The sequence below is a fragment of the Streptomyces sp. NPDC056738 genome (assembly GCF_042790435.1).
GTDB lineage: Bacteria > Actinomycetota > Actinomycetes > Streptomycetales > Streptomycetaceae > Streptomyces.
In genome coordinates this window covers 413813-430155 of record NZ_JBHTZF010000006.1, presented here as the reverse complement: position 1 = coordinate 430155, position 16343 = coordinate 413813, and the positions used below count along the sequence as shown (strand labels likewise).

Annotated in this window: 14 protein-coding genes; 4 read left to right on the top strand and 10 right to left on the bottom strand. The window is 71.0% G+C overall.

Annotated elements, in window-relative coordinates; translation table 11 throughout:
• Positions 1-15 precede the first annotated feature (15 nt).
• Both ACFRIC_RS18890 and ACFRIC_RS18885 read right to left on the bottom strand, forming a co-directional pair.
• Positions 16-1965: an SMI1/KNR4 family protein gene (locus tag ACFRIC_RS18890; protein ID WP_382786984.1), complete on the bottom strand. Its 1950-nt coding sequence runs from the start codon at positions 1963-1965 to the stop codon at positions 16-18.
• A 750-nt stretch (positions 1966-2715) separates the two neighbouring features.
• Positions 2716-3042 (bottom strand): hypothetical protein, encoded by a 327-nt coding sequence (locus ACFRIC_RS18885; protein ID WP_382786981.1) that lies wholly within the window; start codon positions 3040-3042, stop codon positions 2716-2718.
• Between ACFRIC_RS18885 and ACFRIC_RS18880 the strand changes: the two genes are divergently transcribed.
• Positions 3020-3706: a family 16 glycosylhydrolase gene (locus ACFRIC_RS18880; RefSeq protein ID WP_382786978.1), complete on the top strand. Its 687-nt coding sequence runs from the start codon at positions 3020-3022 to the stop codon at positions 3704-3706. The genes ACFRIC_RS18885 and ACFRIC_RS18880 overlap by 23 nt on opposite strands.
• Before the next feature lie 80 nt (positions 3707-3786).
• Here ACFRIC_RS18880 and ACFRIC_RS18875 read toward each other — a convergent pair whose 3' ends face one another.
• Positions 3787-5019, bottom strand: coding sequence for an ATP-grasp domain-containing protein (locus ACFRIC_RS18875; protein WP_382786975.1), 1233 nt, complete (start codon positions 5017-5019; stop codon positions 3787-3789).
• 139 nt (positions 5020-5158) lie between these two features.
• On the opposite strand from ACFRIC_RS18875, the gene ACFRIC_RS18870 reads away from it, so the two are divergent.
• The 3 genes from ACFRIC_RS18870 to ACFRIC_RS18860 are packed head-to-tail and all read left to right on the top strand — an operon-like array spanning position 5159 to position 8255.
• Positions 5159-6214: a phosphotransferase family protein gene (locus ACFRIC_RS18870; protein WP_382786973.1), complete on the top strand. Its 1056-nt coding sequence runs from the start codon at positions 5159-5161 to the stop codon at positions 6212-6214.
• Positions 6211-7428: an NAD(P)-binding domain-containing protein gene (locus ACFRIC_RS18865; RefSeq protein WP_382786970.1), complete on the top strand. Its 1218-nt coding sequence runs from the start codon at positions 6211-6213 to the stop codon at positions 7426-7428. Before ACFRIC_RS18870 ends, ACFRIC_RS18865 begins: the two co-directional genes overlap by 4 nt.
• A complete protein-coding gene (locus ACFRIC_RS18860) occupies positions 7425-8255 on the top strand; it encodes a family 16 glycosylhydrolase (RefSeq protein ID WP_382786968.1) in 831 nt (276 codons plus the stop codon). The genes ACFRIC_RS18865 and ACFRIC_RS18860 overlap by 4 nt, the downstream gene beginning before the upstream one ends.
• Before the next feature lie 52 nt (positions 8256-8307).
• On the opposite strand, the gene ACFRIC_RS18855 is transcribed toward ACFRIC_RS18860, so the two are convergent.
• The 7 genes from ACFRIC_RS18855 to ACFRIC_RS18825 form a co-directional block, all read right to left on the bottom strand.
• A complete protein-coding gene (locus ACFRIC_RS18855) occupies positions 8308-9111 on the bottom strand; it encodes a polysaccharide deacetylase family protein (protein ID WP_382786966.1) in 804 nt (267 codons plus the stop codon).
• A gap of 59 nt (positions 9112-9170) precedes the next feature.
• On the bottom strand, positions 9171-10178 hold the full coding sequence (locus tag ACFRIC_RS18850) for a glycosyltransferase family 2 protein (protein WP_382786963.1): 1008 nt from the start codon (positions 10176-10178) through the stop codon (positions 9171-9173).
• The gene (locus ACFRIC_RS18845) at positions 10175-11515 is read right to left on the bottom strand and encodes a lipopolysaccharide biosynthesis protein (protein WP_382786959.1); all 1341 of its coding nucleotides are present in this window, start codon (positions 11513-11515) and stop codon (positions 10175-10177) included. The genes ACFRIC_RS18850 and ACFRIC_RS18845 overlap by 4 nt, the downstream gene beginning before the upstream one ends.
• Positions 11516-11527: 12 nt before the next feature.
• Complete coding sequence (locus tag ACFRIC_RS18840; RefSeq protein ID WP_382786956.1) at positions 11528-12763, bottom strand: glycosyltransferase; 1236 nt, start codon at positions 12761-12763, stop codon at positions 11528-11530.
• 38 nt (positions 12764-12801) lie between these two features.
• Positions 12802-13590, bottom strand: coding sequence for a glycosyltransferase family 2 protein (locus tag ACFRIC_RS18835; RefSeq protein ID WP_382786952.1), 789 nt, complete (start codon positions 13588-13590; stop codon positions 12802-12804).
• Between the two features lie 149 nt (positions 13591-13739).
• Positions 13740-14168 (bottom strand): hypothetical protein, encoded by a 429-nt coding sequence (locus ACFRIC_RS18830; protein ID WP_382786949.1) that lies wholly within the window; start codon positions 14166-14168, stop codon positions 13740-13742.
• 6 nt (positions 14169-14174) lie between these two features.
• Positions 14175-16001 carry a glycosyltransferase gene (locus ACFRIC_RS18825; RefSeq protein ID WP_382786946.1) on the bottom strand — a complete coding sequence of 609 codons (1827 nt, stop codon included), beginning with the start codon at positions 15999-16001 and terminating at the stop codon, positions 14175-14177.
• Positions 16002-16343 lie beyond the last annotated feature (342 nt).

Here is a 16343-nt window from a genome sequence, read left to right as displayed (position 1 = left end):
CGGCCCGGCCGCCCGCTACTCGCTCCCCGGTATGTGGTCTCCCGTCGGTTCGACGGCCGCAGGGAGTGGGGCTCCCGCATCCACCCAGATCGTCATGTACGTCTCTCCCTCCCCGGGAGGCCGGGTCCACGAGCGTGTGGTGAACGAGTGCAGCCGCCCGCTCCGGATCGCGTGACGCGGCAGATGGACCCCGAACTCCGCGCCCACCGCTTCGAGCAGCCGCCGCTCCGCCTCGTGGCTGTCCTCCGGTCCGCCGAAGAACCGGTCGGGATCCAGCGACTCCGGTATCTCCCCGCTCCGCCGGACCTCCCCGCCCGCGTACGTGAACGCGTACTGTTCGGCGCCGTCCCACGCCACCGAGAGGTGGAAGAACGGCTCCCCGTGCCGCGTCCCGAGGCCGCTCCACACCACTACCGCGCGGGAGGCCGTGCCCGCGCGCGCCGCCGGCGACACGAACCGCTGCCTGCCGAAGGGGGCGGGGTGGCCGTCGTAGGCGAAGCTCCAGCCGTCGCCGGCCCGGCCGACCGCCACGAGGGCCTCGTCCCCGTAGGAGGAGAACTCCCGCCTGCCGCGCAGCGATCCGCTCCGTGCCTCCCAGCGGGTCTTGGGATCGTCGAGCCCGGAGCTGTCGTCCGCGAGACGTCCGGGCAGTTCCTGTGGCTCCACGCCCTCCACCAGGACGAACCGATAGGACCTGCCGTTGTCGCCCGGCTCCGGTTCCGCGAGCCAGGCCAGCCCGCCCGGGTCGAGGCCGGGCGTCGGCTCCGGCACCTCACCGGACCGCCCTCCCCTCGGGGTGGACAGCAGTTCTCGGCCCCGCTCCGGGGTCAGCAGCGGGCCGAGCACGGGGTCGGCCACCCACCCCAGCGGTGCCAGGTGGTGGGGTCCCAGCGGTTCCCACAGGGGCACGGCGTCCCTCAGCGTCCGCCACGCCCCGTCCGTGTCCCCCCACCGCGCCGTCTCCCGCGCCCGCTCGACCGCCTCCCCGAACGGTCCGCCCGGTGCGTACCGATAGGCGCCGCCCCTCACCTGATCCAGCGTCGCGAAGGCCAGTGACACCAGGTCGTCGTCCGCACCCCGCAGGTGGAACTTCAGCGTGGAGTCGTCCCCATTCGAGTTCGCCGCGTGTTCGGCGACCAGCGGCGGCAGGAGATCGGGCGCGTACCGAGGGTCCGTCACCAGGTCCTCGAAATACACCATGTAGGTCTGGCCCAGCAGACGCCGTATCTGGTCACCCAGGCCTGCGGCCCCGGGCCTGCCGTAACTCCTGGCCTCGTCGAGGAGCGCAACGGCCCGCTCCCAGCCGCCGCCCAGCGCCTCCAGCCGGGCCTCGGCCACCCGGGCGTCCTGCTCCCGTGTCGTGCCGTTGACGAACGCCGGCTCGCCGTCGCGGCCGTGTGCCCGCAGACTGTGGAACTCCCGGTGCATGTCCCGCATGAACTCCAGGAAACTCGCGTGCCGTTCGGGTGCCTCGGCGCGCCAGCTCGCCCACGTGTACACGGCCCACTCGCCGTCCTCGTCCACGTCCTCGGGATCCATGAGGACGTACGTGGCGTCCGACTCCACGTCGAGCTGCAGTCCGCGCCGCCAGATGTCCGCCTCCCGCCGCTCCTCGGGCCCGGCGTCCTCGTCCAGATACTCCTCGAACGACGCCCCGAGTCCCGAGGCGTCGTCGTGCCAGTCGGCGTCCTGCGTCCCGGCCAGCAGCCACACGAACCCGCCCGCGTGCCGCCAGCCGTCGGTGACCTTGAGGAACTCCCTGTACGACGGGGGCAGGCGCCGGCCCAGGCGCTCCTCCATGGCCTCGATCCGGTCCTCGGGCGCGGGCGGGAATCCCAGCCAGCGCGCCTGCCGGGCGCTCGCGTCGCCCTCGTCCCGTGTCTCGTCCTCTGGCAGGGAATCCGCCCACTCCCCGCTCCAGGTGAGCAGGAAGGGCCGCCAGGCGAAGGTCGTGGTCTCGGTCATGAATCCGATGCTGCCACCCGCCACTGACAGTGGCCCGGCGCGCGCCGTCGGTGACGCGGTCCGCCGTGGTGTCCCCGTCGGCGCCCGACGTCCGGGCGACTGGGGCCGATGGCTGCCGACTGGGGCCGATGGCATGCGATTTGGAGTGTATGACCGAATTGCCCCGTCACGTGTCGGACATCACTGGACCGGGCCCGACCCGGTCAACTCCAGTGCGGGACATGAATTTCCCCTGAGGAATGGGGTGCTCCGGGGGTGGTCAGGTACTTGCGGATCCGGTTCACCTCCCGCAGAGTCCATCACCGTTCAGTCCGCCATTGCCCACCGGTTTTGCGTGGCACACCTGTGTCGCATGGGGGCGAAAGGTCACGCGTACATGCCAATGAATCGCACAACTGATATTGCTAAACACCGTCGTCCTCGCACCATGCGAATGAAATTGGGTGCGCTCGCGGTCGCCACTTCCGCGGTCGCCGGAGGCGTCCTTACGCAAACGGGCCAAGCGGAGGCGTCGACTCCCGGCGTCGTGGTCGATTCCCTTTCCGTCTCGGCCGCCTCGAACGGACAGTCCAAAGCCACTGCCGCGGTCCACAGCGCCAAAACGATCAAACTGCAGGCACTGACCGTCGCCGTACGGTCCGCCGACGGCGGCAAGTACGACTTCCCCGGCGCCACCGCGGCCACTCTGGGAACGCGGCCCACCGCTTTCACTTCGGGCTCCCGCTCATTCCCGGCCGGCACCTACACGTATTACGTGGCGTACAAGTTCCACGACCGCTGGCACAGCGTCTCTCCGGTGAAGTCCTTCACCTCGGGCACCTCGGCCGGTACCGGTTCCTCCGCGACGCCGACCGCGACGCCGCCGTCCACCGCGGCCCCTACTGTGACGCCGCCGTCCACCGCCGCACCGGTACCGACGTCCACGCCCGCGTCGACCCCGGCCTCGACTCCGACCTCGACTCCGCCGTCCACCCCGGCGTCGGCACCCGCGTCGACCCCGGCTTCGACGCCGACCCCCAGTGCGACCTCCTCGGCGCCGTCCACGGGTGCGGCGATGCCCGCCGGTATCGGCGGCACCTGGCATCAGGTGTTCAGCGACGAATTCAACGGCACCGCACTCGACACCTCCAAGTGGAACGCGAACTGGTTCGGCTGTTCCGGGTGTGCCACCAAGCCGGTGAACTCCGCCGAGGCGTCCGCCTATTCCCCGTCGCAGGTCACTGTCGCCGATGGATCCCTGCACCTGAATCTCAAGCAGCAGTCGACCACCGTCGACGGCAAGACGTACCCGTACGTCTCCGGTCTGGTGAACAGTAACGGCAAGGCCCAGTTCACCTACGGCGCTTTCGAGTCCCGTATCTACACGCCTTCGTCCGGGTCGCAGATGGCCAACTGGCCGCAGTTCTGGGTGGACGGGCAGAACTGGCCGACGGACGGCGAGCTGGACGTCATGGAAGGCCTGGGCGGCTCCGCCTGTTATCACTTCCATTCCACGGCGGGTGGCCCCGGAGGCTGTGCCTCCGGCAATTACTCCGGTGGCTGGCACACGTTCGGCGCCGAATGGAAGCAGGGCTCCGTCACGTACTACTACGACGGAAAGCAGGTCGGTCAGATCACCTCCGGGATCACGTCCTCCCCGATGTACCTGATCCTCAACAACGGAATCAATCCCGATCACAGCGGAACCAACGTGGCTCCCGCCGACATGAAGGTCGACTACGTGAGGGTCTGGCAGCACTGATGTGAGGTCCGGCGGCGCCGACTTCACCGTCACGCCGGGCACGCACTCCACCGTCGCGCCCGGGCGCGACGTACGTCCGGTCAGTGGCACCCCGCCGGACCGGACCGCCCCAGCCGCAGCAGACGCCACGTCACCAGCGTCGTGAACCGGATCGCCTCGGCCGCGGCCGGCAGGGGATCGTCCCGGCACAGCCAGGCCCGCTCGGTGGGCCGCTCGCTCCGGAGGTCGGGCGGCAGCCGGCGCTCGCGGCGCAGCCACGCCGCCACCGACGCGAAGTCCAGCTGACCGGCGACGAAGACCCGCCCCTCGACCTGTGCGCCCTCCGGCACCGTCCGGCCGGTCAGGTCCAGATGCATGGCGCGGACGACGTCCACGCCGTGGACGTTCTCGAACAGGCGGAACTGGGCGCCGGTGCGCGGGTTGAAGTCGACGAGCTTGTACTGCCCGTCGCGGCGGTCGTAGCGCCAGTCGAGGTCCGCGAGTCCGCTGTATCCGACGCGGCGGCACAGCCGCTCCGCGAGCCCGGCCAGTTCGGGGTTGCGCAACGCCACCGCGCGGGCGGTCATGCCCGCGTACGGAGGCCAGGAGCGCAGTTTCAAGCCGGTGAACAGCGCGCGCGGCACGCCGTCCGCACCGGCGTAGATGTGGGTGATCCAGTCCTCCGCCTGCTGCCTGGGGATGTACTCCTGCACGAGGACGGGCGGCGGCGCGGCCCCCGGGAAGCGGTCGAGGAGCGCCCGCTCGTCGGGCACCACGGTGGTGGTGCCGCTGACGGCCGGGGTGCGGAGCCGGCTGAACGGCGCCAGGTTCTTGAGCACCAGTGGATATCCGAGTGCGTGGCCCGCGTCGACCAGCTCGTCACGGCTCGTCGGCGCCCGTGACCGCGGCGAGGGGACGCCGACCTCCTCGCAGATCCGGTGCAGGCTCGCCTTGCAGGCCAGCAGCCGCGGCAGATGGGCCGGTACGGGCGGAATCAGGAAGCACTCCTTCAGCAGGTGCGCGTACTCCGCGAGCACGATCGCCGCCTCGTCGTCCGTCGGCACCGCCACACACCGGCCCCCGATCCTGCGGCCGATCGACAGCAGGCCCTCCGCCAGCCCCAGCGGTTCCTCACGACCGGTCGTCGGCCATACGAACCCGCTGGTGAGGTGGCGCGAGAGGGCGACCGGGGTGAAGCGGTCCTCGACGACGGCGTGGACCGGGACGCCCAGCCGCCCGACCGTGCGCACCACGCCCAGACTGCCGTGGTGCAGCGGATAGTTGCCGATCCGGGCGAGGAGGACGGGCACCTCGTCGTCGAGCAAGAAGACCACCCGCCCCTCTCCGGGAAGCTTCTCCCGAAAGGAACTAATATGGATGAAGCTTGCAGATCTACTTATATGTGACAGATCGCCGTATCCATTATCCCCGGCAACCGAGGGTCGTGCCGACGACGGCCCGGCGAGGTCTGGTATGAAGACACCCGCCAAGATGTCCTCGCTCTCCGGTTTGCTGCCCCTCTACTTCCCGCGGGCGCTGGCCGGCCTCGACGACCGCCTCCGGGCCCACTGGCTCGTACGCGGCGCCGGCCCCAGGGACATCACCGTCGTCCGGCGGCCCTCGCTGCCCGAGGCGGGTCTCCTGATGTTCGAGCTGCGGCGCGGCACGGGAAGCCTGGTCGTCAAACACCCCAGGAACGAGGCGGGGGCCGCCGTCACGGCGCGGGAGCGGGAGGTCCTCCAGGAGCTCGACGCCGACAGCCGGCTCGCTCCCTGGCGTGCCCTCCTGCCCCGGGTCGTCGGTTCGCCCGGGCCCCAGGGGACCTTCGCCCAGAACACGCTCCCGGGCGTCCCGGCGGAGCGGCTGATCCTGGACACGCCCGAGGACGCCCCCGCGATCGTGGCCCCCGCCCTGCGCCTGCTGGCGGAACTGCGGGCCGCCACCGGGCGACCCCGTGCGGCGGCCGACCGGATCCCGGCCTGGTGCGAGTCGCAGCTCACGGCGCTGTCGTCCGGGATGCCCCGCTACCGCTCCGGCAGGCGGGCCGCCGCGTTCGAGGCGCTGCGCCACCGGCTGGACGCCGCCCTGGCCGGTGCCGAGCTGACCGAGGGCTGGACCCATGGCGACTACCACCCCGGCAATGTGCTGCTCGGCCGCGTCCCCCTCCAGGTCACCGGCGTCTTCGACTGGAGCAGCGGCCGCGTCGACGGGCCCTGCGAGATCGACGCGTACACCTTTGCGGTGGCCCTGCGCAGCACCCTCACCGGGCGTCCGCTGGGCGGCCTCGTCGCCGAGACGCTGCGCGCCGGCCGGGTACCGGACGCCGACCGCGCCCTGCTCGCGGTGGCCGGCCTCGACCCGGACCGCGACGTCGCCGACCCGGTGGCGATCCCCCTCCTGAGCTGGCTGTGGCATGTGGCGAACAACGTGCGCAAATCGCCGAGGTTCGGCCAGAGCTACGGGTGGATCACCCACACGGTGGCACCCGTGCTCGACGAATGCGCCCGCTGGGCCGGTGCACGGCTGTGACGGCGCCGGCGCCCACGGTCGTCATCGGGGCGGGCCCCTACGGGCTCGCCACGGCCGCCTGGCTGAGCGCGTCGGGGACGGCGCGGAGGGTGTTCGGCGAACCCATGGAGTCCTGGCACACCAACATGCCCATGGGCATGTATCTGAAGTCCGTCCCCGCCGCCTCCTCCATCTCCGCGCCGGAGTCCGGATACCGGCTGGAGGACTTCCGGGCGGCGCGGGGACTGGGACCGGTGGGCGACCGGTACCCCATCCCCATCGACGAGATGATCGCGTACGGGCGATGGTTCCAGGAGCGCCGCGTGCCGGAACTGGAGCGCCGGATCGTCCGTGGCGTCGAGCATGTGGACGGGCTGTTCGGCGTCACCCTGGACTCCGGGGAGGAGTTCCTCGCCGAGAACGTGGTGATGGCCACCGGGCAGGTCCCCTTCGCCCACGAACCCGCGGAACTGGCCGGCCGGCTCCCCGCAGAACTGGTCTCCCACACCAGTCGGCACCGTGATCTCTCCCGGTTCTCCGGGCAGCGGGTCGCCGTCCTCGGAGCGGGTCAGTCGGCCCTGGAGAGCGCCGCTCTGCTGCACGAGGCCGGGGCCCTCCCCACCGTGATCGCACGCGCGCCGGCCGTCGCGTTCGGCAGCCCGCCCGCCACGGACCGGCCGTCCGACCGGCCGCGTCCGGTACGGATGCTGAAGCCGGGTTCGCCGCTCGGACCGGGCTGGTCGCTGCTGGCGTGCTGCCACGGCGGCGGTGCCATCCGCCATCTGCCGCCGGGCCTGCGGGCGCGGCTGGTGCACGACGTGCTCGGACCGTCCGGGGGCTGGTGGCTGCGGCCCCGCATGGAGGACATCCCCGTCCTGTGCGGCCGTACGGTCCGCTCCTCGGAGGCCGAGGACGGCATGGTGCGCCTCGACCTCGTGGACGCCGACGCGGGGACGAGGGTGCTGCGGGCCGGCCATCTGCTGCTGGCCACCGGATACCGGGTGGACGTCGACCGGCTGCGACTGCTGGCACCCCGGCTCCGGCGGGAGATATGGACGGTCCACGGCGCACCGAGGCTGTCGTCCGGGTTCGAGTCCTCCGTGCCCGGCCTGTTCTTCACCGGACTGGCCGCCGCCCCCACCTTCGGTCCCGTCCTGAGGTTCGTCGCGGGCACGCAATTCGCCGCGCGCCGGGTGGCCCGCTCCGTCGCGGCAGGGACACGTACCCGCCGATGAACGCGCGAGGTGTGCTGCTCGGCGCGCTCATGCTGCTGCTGGTGGCATGCGGTGGCGGCGGGCCCGCGCCCGGGACCACCTCCGGGACGACGACGCCCCGGCCCCCGGCACAGGGCGACTGGCGGCTCGTCTTCCACGACGACTTCGACGGCTCACGCCTCGACAAGAACCGCTGGGCCACGTGTTACGACTGGAACGACCGCGGCTGCACCATCAGCACCAACCACGAACTGGAGTGGTACCAGCCCGGTCAGGTCACCGTGAGCGGGGGCAAGGTGAGCCTCGACGCCGAGCGCCGCTCCGTCCGCGGCAGCGACGGCAAGGTCTACCCCTGGGTGTCCGGCATGATCTCCACCGGCCGGGACAACTGGTACGCCCAGCCCCGGAAGACCTTCACCTACGGCTACTTCGAGGCGGCGATCCGCATCCCGTCCGAGGGCGGGATGGCACCCGAGTTCTGGATGATGCCCGCGAGCCGCTACACCCCGCCCGAGATCGACATCATGGAGTTCCTCGGCACGCCGCGCACGCTGTCGATGTTCGTGCACTGGCGGAACGCCGACGGTGAGGAGAGGAAGCAGCGGGGGACCTTCACCTCGGACGGCTTTCCCGACGGCTATCACGTCTTCGGGCTGCTCTGGGAGAAGGACCGCCTCGTCTGGTACGTGGACGGCATCGAACGCTTCCGGGTGAGCGAGCCCGAGCGCATCCCCCACGAGCCCATGGAGGTCATCCTCAACCTGGCCGTCGGCCTCCCCTACACCCCGCCCCCGGGCACCGACTCGGCGCGGATGCTCGTGGACTGGGTCCGGGTCTGGCAGCATTGACGCACCGTCAGGGGGCCTTCCGGTCCCGGTAGTTCTGCTGTGGGCCGGTGGATCAGGCGGGTATCGCCCGGTACGGCAACCCGGCCACCGCTCTCGCCCGGCGGTAGGCCCGCCAGCCCCTGGTCCGAAGCCCTTCGGAGAACGGTGCCACGGGGGCTCCCGTGCCGCTCGTCCAGTTCGCGAAGCGGTCCCGGCCCATGTCGGCCTGGACCATGAGCCGGGCGAACCGCAGGGGGTCGTCCCGCTCCGAACTGAACGCCGAGGCCGCCCGGATGGCGGCGGCCGACGTCCAGCCCGCCTCCCGCACCGACGCGCGCACGGAGCGGCTGGAGTAGCCGTGCGGGTAGGCGAACGAGTCGACGGGGTGCCCGAGTTCGTCCTCGAGCCGCCGCTTGCAGCCGGCCACCTCCTCCCGCACCCGGGTCCGGGGCAGCGTGTCCAGTTGCGGATGCGTCTCGGTGTGCCCGCCGATCTCGACCCCGGCCGCGTCCAACTCCCTGACCTGGGACCAGGTCAGCGTCGCCGCGGACGGGAACGGCATGCTCTCCGAGGGACGCAGGGCACCCGTGGTCACGTACAGGGTCGAGGGCAGTGCCCGCGCGGCGAGCAGCGGAGCCACCGTGGTGGCGAAGTCCGCGTATCCGTCGTCGAAGGTCAGCACCGCCGAGCGTCGTGGCACCGGGGAGCCGCCGAGCAGTGCCGCGACCAGCCTGCGCAGGGGGATCACGCGCAGCCCGCTGTCCGCGATCATGTCCAGGTGCTCCACGAACGTGCGGGGGCTGACCGTGAACTGCGCGAGCCACGACGGTGAGTCGTCCGACACCGCGTGATAGAGGAAGACGGGGACGACGTTCATGACCGGGCCTTCGTCGTCGGTGCCGTGCTCATGCCCGGGCCGTCGTCGTCGGCGCGGTGTCATGCCCGGGCCAGCGTCGTCGGCTCCGCCGCTCCTCGCGGACGGAGCGAGGAGTCCCGCGAGCCCAGGGGACGGATCGACCCGACGAGATAGCCGGTGACGGTCGCGCCGACACCCCCGGACAGCGCCGCGATCGTGCGCAGCGCGCCGGGACGGCGGATCCGGGTGAGGTTGCGGGCGAGGGCACGCGGGATGACCGACCGCACGTACACGCGTTCGTTGGCCAGCGCCGGTCCGCTGCCGCAGCGCCGCGCCACCAGCGCCTTGGACAGCCCCTCGATGTAGCAGCGGTTGCGGAAGTACCCCCAAGTCGTACGGGACGCCGGGACCCGGTGTCGTATCTCGGCCCTCGGCTCGTACAGCAGGACGGCCTCCGGGTCGCGGGCGGCGATCCGCAGACACAGGTCGGTCTCGTCGCAGCTTGCCGCCGGACGGCTGCCCACGCGTCCGAGGGCGTCGAGAAAGCCGCCGACGGCGATCAGTTCGCTTCGCCGGAAGGACATGTTGGCGCCGATGAAGTTGCGTACGTGGGCGGCCTCCAGGGGCTGTCCCCGGTAGGAGCAGCCCACGACCCAGTCGAACTCCGGCGGGAACCACAAGGGGCGTTCGGTGGCCCACCACGGCCGGACGAAACCGCCGACACCCCTCACCCGCGGGTCGCCGTAGGGCGCCAGCAGACGGGCCGTCCATCCCGGTTCCGCGGTGGCGTCGTCGTCGAGGAAGGCCACCACGTCGGCCTCGGAGACCGCCACTCCGGTGTTGCGACCCCCTGAGAGACCGCGGCGCCGCTGGTTCGGCACCACGCGGACGCCGGACAGCTCCCGCTCGGCCCGCTCCAGGAGGGCCCGGTTGTGGTCGACCACCAGCACCACCTCGTCGGCGGGCGGGTCCTGGGCCAGCACCGACGCGATCGCGGCCCGCAGGTCTCCCCAGCGGTCGAGGGTGTAGGCGCAGATGACCACCGCCAGGGTGGGGACGGTGCGTTCGGCGGAGCGTGCGCTGTTCATGACGATCCTTCGGTGACGGGGACGAGCCAGCGGGACCGGGACACGACCAGGAAGCCGGCGATCAGGCATTGGGTGACGAGCCAGGCGAGGCCGGCGCCCGCGAGGCCTGCCACCGGCAGCAGCAGATGGGTGAGCCCGAGCACCAGGACGCACATCGCCGCTTGGAGCCACACCGCCCAGCGCAGCCGCCGCTGCGCCCGGGCCACGTCGATGGCCACGCTCAGCAGCAGGTTCGGCAGCGCCGACAGGGCCAGCAGTCGCAGCAGCGTGGTTCCCTCGGCGGCGTACGAGGCGCCGAAGATCGACAGGATCTGCGGGGCCGCGACGACCAGGACGACGGTGACGGCGCCCAGCAGCAGTCCCGAGTGGCGCAGCACGCGCCGAGAGTGCTCCACGAGCCGTCCGGGCCCGCGTACGGACTCCGCGAGGAGCGACGTGCCCATGTTGCGGGCGATCAGGTAGGGGACGTAGGCGACGCCCCAGGCGACCGAGTAGAAGGCGCTCTCCTCGGCACCGCAGTTGTTCAGCACGATCAGCGGGACCAGGGTGTACCCGGCCGTCCGGAACAGGGAGCCGACGTAGTCGGCGGCGGCGTACTTGAGCATGCGGGGCGGTGGCGGCGCGGTCGTCGTCTCCCGCTCGTGGCGGGGGATGCCCCGGCCCATCAGGACGAAGTTGGCCACGAACAGCGAGACCAAGAGCGCGCCGGCCCACGACAGCAGGATCCCCGAGAAGAAGCCCAGGGCGGCACCGAGGCCGAGCAGCAGTATCTTCACGATGGCGAAGATCAGGTTCTCGCCCACGACCCAGCCGGGCATGCGGACCGCGGTGAGTGCTCCGTCCTGCAGGACGAAGACGGCGTATCCGGCTGTCGCCACCACGAAACAGGTCGCCGTCACCGGCGTGAGCAGGAAGCTCAGCCTCGGTGCGATCAACGGCACCACGGCGAGGAACACGAGGGCCACCACGACGCTGAAGGAGACACTCGCCGCGTAGCAGGTGAGAATCATCCGACGGCTGCGGCGGCCCGCGTTCGGGACGAACCGCACCAGGAAGTCGTTCAGGTTGAGCTGTCCGATGCCCGTGAGCAAGAGGGACGCGGAGAGCGCCGAATAGCTCAGGCCCACGGTCCGTTCGTCGTACCAATGCGTCGCGAACGTCCAGAAGAAGAATCCGAGACCCGCGTTGACGAGGGAACTCACCGCGAGGACGTGTCCCGTGCGCAGTACGGGCTCGCCCGGGAGCACCGCGGCGACACCGGCGCGGATCATGACCAAGGGGCGACGCCGGATGCCTGCCCCTTTCGCGGCGGAGTCGGTCACCGGAGTGGTGTCCACAAGCCGATCACCTCACCGGGTTCCGACGCCGGCGCCGTTGAGACGCCCGCGGAGATAGCCGCAAGGGCCGTAGACCATCCCCCGGAACTCCAGGAGTGCCAGGTGCCGTGACCAGCCGGATTCGGGATCGGCGCCGCGGGCGCGCGATCTGGTCAGGGCGTACTGGATGCCGCGGGGCAGCCTCCGCAGCAGGGCGGGGAGGCGCCGGGGGTGCCGCAGCAGCGCACCCGTGAGGTAGGCGCCGAGGCCGGCGCCGTAACCGAAGGCCTGCGCCGCCACGGCGTCGCGCGTGCGGCGGTGACAGTGCCAGACGATGGCACTCGGCTGGTAGACGAGTGTGTGACCAGCCGTCAGGATCTCGAAGAAGGCCAGCAGGTCGTCACCGCCGCGGCCGGGGGTCCCGGCCCCGGTCGCGGTGTCGAAGCCGCCCAGGGCGCTGAGCGCGTCGGTACGGAACGCCATGTTGGCGCCGGAGCCGAAGCGGCCGGCGGTGAACGGGAACAGCGGGTCCCCCGGCGGATCGGACAGGGACCACGTGCGAGGCACATACCCCTTCGCGAAACCGCCCTGCCGTTCGAGGGCGTTCTGGGCCGGGGTCTCCAGTTCGGCGGGGACGATCAGCCCGGTGACACACGCGATCCGTGGGTCGCGCGCGAAGGTCCCGGCAAGCGCCGGGAGCCATCCGGGGTCGACGAGCGTGTCGTCGTCCGTGAACGCGACGACGGATCCGCGGGCCCTGACGAGCCCCGTGTTGTGGGCGCGGGCCAGTCCCGCCACGGGTTCGCGGACGTAGCGGACCCGTCCGGCGAACTCTTGGCGGATCAGGGCCTCGGTCGTACCGTCGGCCGGTGCGTTGTCGACGACGATGACCTCGAACTCGGGGTACGTCGAGCGCAGCAGCGACCGCAGGCAGCGGCGCAGCATCTCGGGCCGGTCACGCGTGGCCACGATGACACTGATGGCGGGTGCCTGCTGGAGTGCGGGGTGCCGGACGCCGCCGGAGGAGGGCGCGGCCCGGTCCACAGCGCGGAAGCGGGAGAGCTGTTCGGCCAGCTCCACGTTCGCGGTGTCCGCCAGCGCCCGCCACAGGCCGTCGGGTCCGGAGGCGTCCCGGGCACTGACCATGCCGAGAGGGCGACCGTGCAGTCGTACGAGTGCGCGGGCCTGTCTCCGCGGTCGGGTCGGACCCTGGTCACCGGGCAGCCGGAACTCGCCCGGGCGGGCCAGGTCGATGTCGACCACCGGCACGGGGGGCCGCACGATAGAGGAGCGGACCGCCGCGGCGGTCACGATGCGCTCCGCTCGGGCTGGGTGGAGGAGGGGCGCGCGGAGGCGTGCCGGGCGGAGGAGGAGCGTGCGCCCGGGCGCTCCGAGAGCAGGGTGCGCAGCACCCGGCGCCCGTCCGATATGGCGTGGAGGTTCGAGCAGCCGCTGCGCCGGGGCAGTTCCAGGCTGGGGACCTCGGCTATGCGCAGACCGGAGCGCAACGCGTGCACGATCATCTCGGCCTCGATCTCGAATCCGGCGGCGTGCAGGTCGAGCTGGTCGAGGAAGCTGCGCCGGAAGGCGCAGAAGCCGTAGCAGAGGTCGGTCAGGCACGCGCCGTACAGCTTGTTGGCGGCGAGCAGCAGCACGTGGTTGCCCATCTTGCGGATGGGGGTGATGTCGAGCGAGCCGCCGCCCGCGACGAACCTTGAACCCTTGACGAAGTCGTAGCCGTGGTCGAGGAAGTGCACGAAGTGGGGGATCTCCGCCGGTGACATGCTGCCGTCGGCGTCCATCATCACGACGTAGTCGCCCTTGGCCGCGAGGAAGCCCGTGCGCAGGGCGTTGCCCTTGCCGGGGCCGCTCTGCCGGACGTTGCGCACGGTCGGCAGGCAGTGCTGGGCCATGGGGACCGTGGCGTCGGTGGAGTCGCCGTCGACGAGGATCACCTCGTCCACGCAGGCCGGGATCTGATCGAAGACCCACGCGATGTTGCGCGCCTCGTTGAGGGCAGGCACGACCAGACTGACGGTGCCGTGTGTCTCGGCGTCTCGCTGGTCACTGATGATCGGGTCGTTGTACATGATCATGCATCTCCGAGTGCGCGGCCTACGGTATACGTTTACAACGTATATCTACACCTTTACCCGATTTGTGGGAGACGTCAAGACGGCGACGGGATTGTTCGGGTGGCGCCTGACGTGGAGTGTTGCGGCAGCTCGGAGGGGACGCTGGTGTCTCACTCCGAGGCGGGAGGCTCGGGCCGACCGCTGTCGGCCGCCCTCGGGGCAGGGTTCCCGGCGGCTCGCGACGCCCGGCGCGACCATCCGCCACGCCTGGGCAGCAGGGTCAGCACGGAGGTGACGGCGGCCAGCACGACCAGCGCCCGGGTGACGGTGAAGGCGTCCCACAGGAACAGCGGTTCCACGACGAGGACCGCCATCGACACGCTGAGGGTCGGCGTCAGGACACCCGTCTCCAGGAGTGCCGTGCGGTCCGAGGCCCGTACGGCACCCGGACGGGCCCACCGGGAGGCCGCCAGGCCGGGGCAGGCGAGCAGGAAGGCCGTCGCCACCACACCCCGCAGGACCAGGGCGTCCGGGAGGAGGGTGACCACCGCGAGGGTCACCCAGCCGGACAGTGCGAGCCCCCAGCGCAGGGAGGTCATGACCCCTCAGCTCTTCGTGCCCTGGTACCGGTAGACCACCGCGTCCTTGGTGCGGTAGACGGGGAAGTAGTCCGGGTTCTTCGACAGGGCCGAGTTCATGCGGTCCATGAGGTCGGCGGGCAGGATGCCCGTCTGGTAGATGTCCGCGGCCTGGGCCCGGCTCAGGATGATGTAGGCGGGCTGCTGCGGGCTGGCCTGCTGGAGGAACCCCTCCAGGCCCTTGACCGGATCCTTGACCAGGCGCCGCCGGTCGTCGATGTCCTGCTGGTCGAACTCCACCTGTGGGTTCTCGTCGTAGCGCAGGTAGAGGCCGGGTACGGCCGAAGTCAGGGACACGACCGTGGACCCCGGGGGAGCGGTCGCCGCGACGAAGCGCCCCGCCGCCACCTCGTCCTTCGTGAAGTAGTTCGCCGATTCCTTGCCGTAGTAGCCGAACATGAGCCCCCCGAGCAGGGCGAGGAGCAGCGGACCGGCGGCCAACACCTGGAGACGCGGCCGGGTGCCGTGCTCGAAGAGGAGGACCGCGATCAGGAGTGAGGCCGCGGGCAGCGCGAAGAGATACGCGCGAAAGATCATCTCTCCGCCGTACGCGTTCGCCGCCAGGACCGGCAGCGGGGCTACGACGAGCAGTGCCAGGCCGGTGCGGCGGACCCACGGACGGGCCAGGAAGGCGATGGCCGCCAGGACGAAGACCGAAGCGGACAGGCCCCGGTCGACCCAGGCCACCACGACATGCCCCGGGGCAGCGGTACCGAGGGCGGCCAGCCCGGAGACGACATTGGTATCGGGTTTCAGCAGCGAGCCGAGGAAGTCGTGCAGGTTCTGGGAGATGTAGGGGCGGGCCACCGTGGCGTTCCAGGCAACGGTCAGCAGTACCGCGCCGGTCAGGACGGGCAGCACGACGCGTCGGTTGCGCCGCGGCAGTGAGAGCACCACGAGGGCGCTGATCAGCATGAGCGGTGTCAGCGGGTGTGAGGAGATGATCACTGCCGACAGCACCATGACCAGCACGAACCGGCCGACGGGCCATCGGCCCGCACGGAAGTCGCCGGATCTCGTGTCGCCCGTACGGATGTAGCGCGTGTCGCCCGTGCGGTGGAGCACCGAGGTGGGCAACTGCCCCATGACCAGGGCGATTACCGTGACGAAGAGCAGGAACGCGAAGGCTTGGGGGGCGAAGTAGTCCTGCCCCACCCAGGAGCACGAGTAGTAGATCCACGCCGCCCCCCAGATCAGTCGGCGGTCGCGCGTCACCGTCCGGTAGAGCAGCAGCAGGGGGGCGAGCAGGACGGCATTGAAGACGGGCGGGGTCCAAGTCGCGTAGCCCAGCGCCGAATGCAGGCCGGTGGCCTGCAGGAAGAACGCGTTGAGGTCGAAGAACCCGGGCCACTGGTTGTAGATGTCGAGCTTGCCCGCATGCGGCACCTCGCCGTGGTGGCGGATCACGGCGTCGGTCACCGCGACGTGTTTCCACGCCCAGCTGTAGCGCAGCGTCGGGTAGAGGAGTGTCGGCGTCGCGTGGATGACAGCGATCAGCCCCAGGACGTAGCCCGCGAACCATCCGCCGGCCGTGCGCCGGTCGCTCAGAAGCAGGCAGAAGCCGAGGACGAGCAGGCCGACGGCGATCCAGAAGAGAACGGGCAGCACCTGGAGCAGGCCGTAGTCGCGCATCCCGGTGAGGTTCACATGGCGCAGGGAAAGGAGCCAGATGGTGAGCGCCACCGGAAGGAGGAGGCGCGCCGTCCACTGGCTCGCCGGGGTCCTGTCCGGGCGACATCCCTCGTCGGCGGCGGTGCCCGGCCGCCGCGCCACAGCGCTTGCGAAGGAAGCCATGCGTCCGTTCGTCAGCGTCTGGAGCTTGCCCATGAAGTGGTCTCCCGGGGAGCCGGTGCTCCGACGACGATCCCCGTCACGCGGCACAACGGCTCCTCGAAAGGATCCGCCACTTCGCCACCGCGACCGACAGGGGCGTTGACTCGACGCATCTGGCACCTTCCGGATCCGGGCCTGCCGGCCTACGTGTCCCGGCGAACGGCCATCGGTGGCACCGGCTGACGGCACTCGCGCTCATCGATCCACATCACTACGCGATGTCGACTGATAAGAGGTATTAGTACTGATTGTGACGGCAATTTCGATGGCTGCAAGTGGCGGCCCGTAGCGATCACACACGGA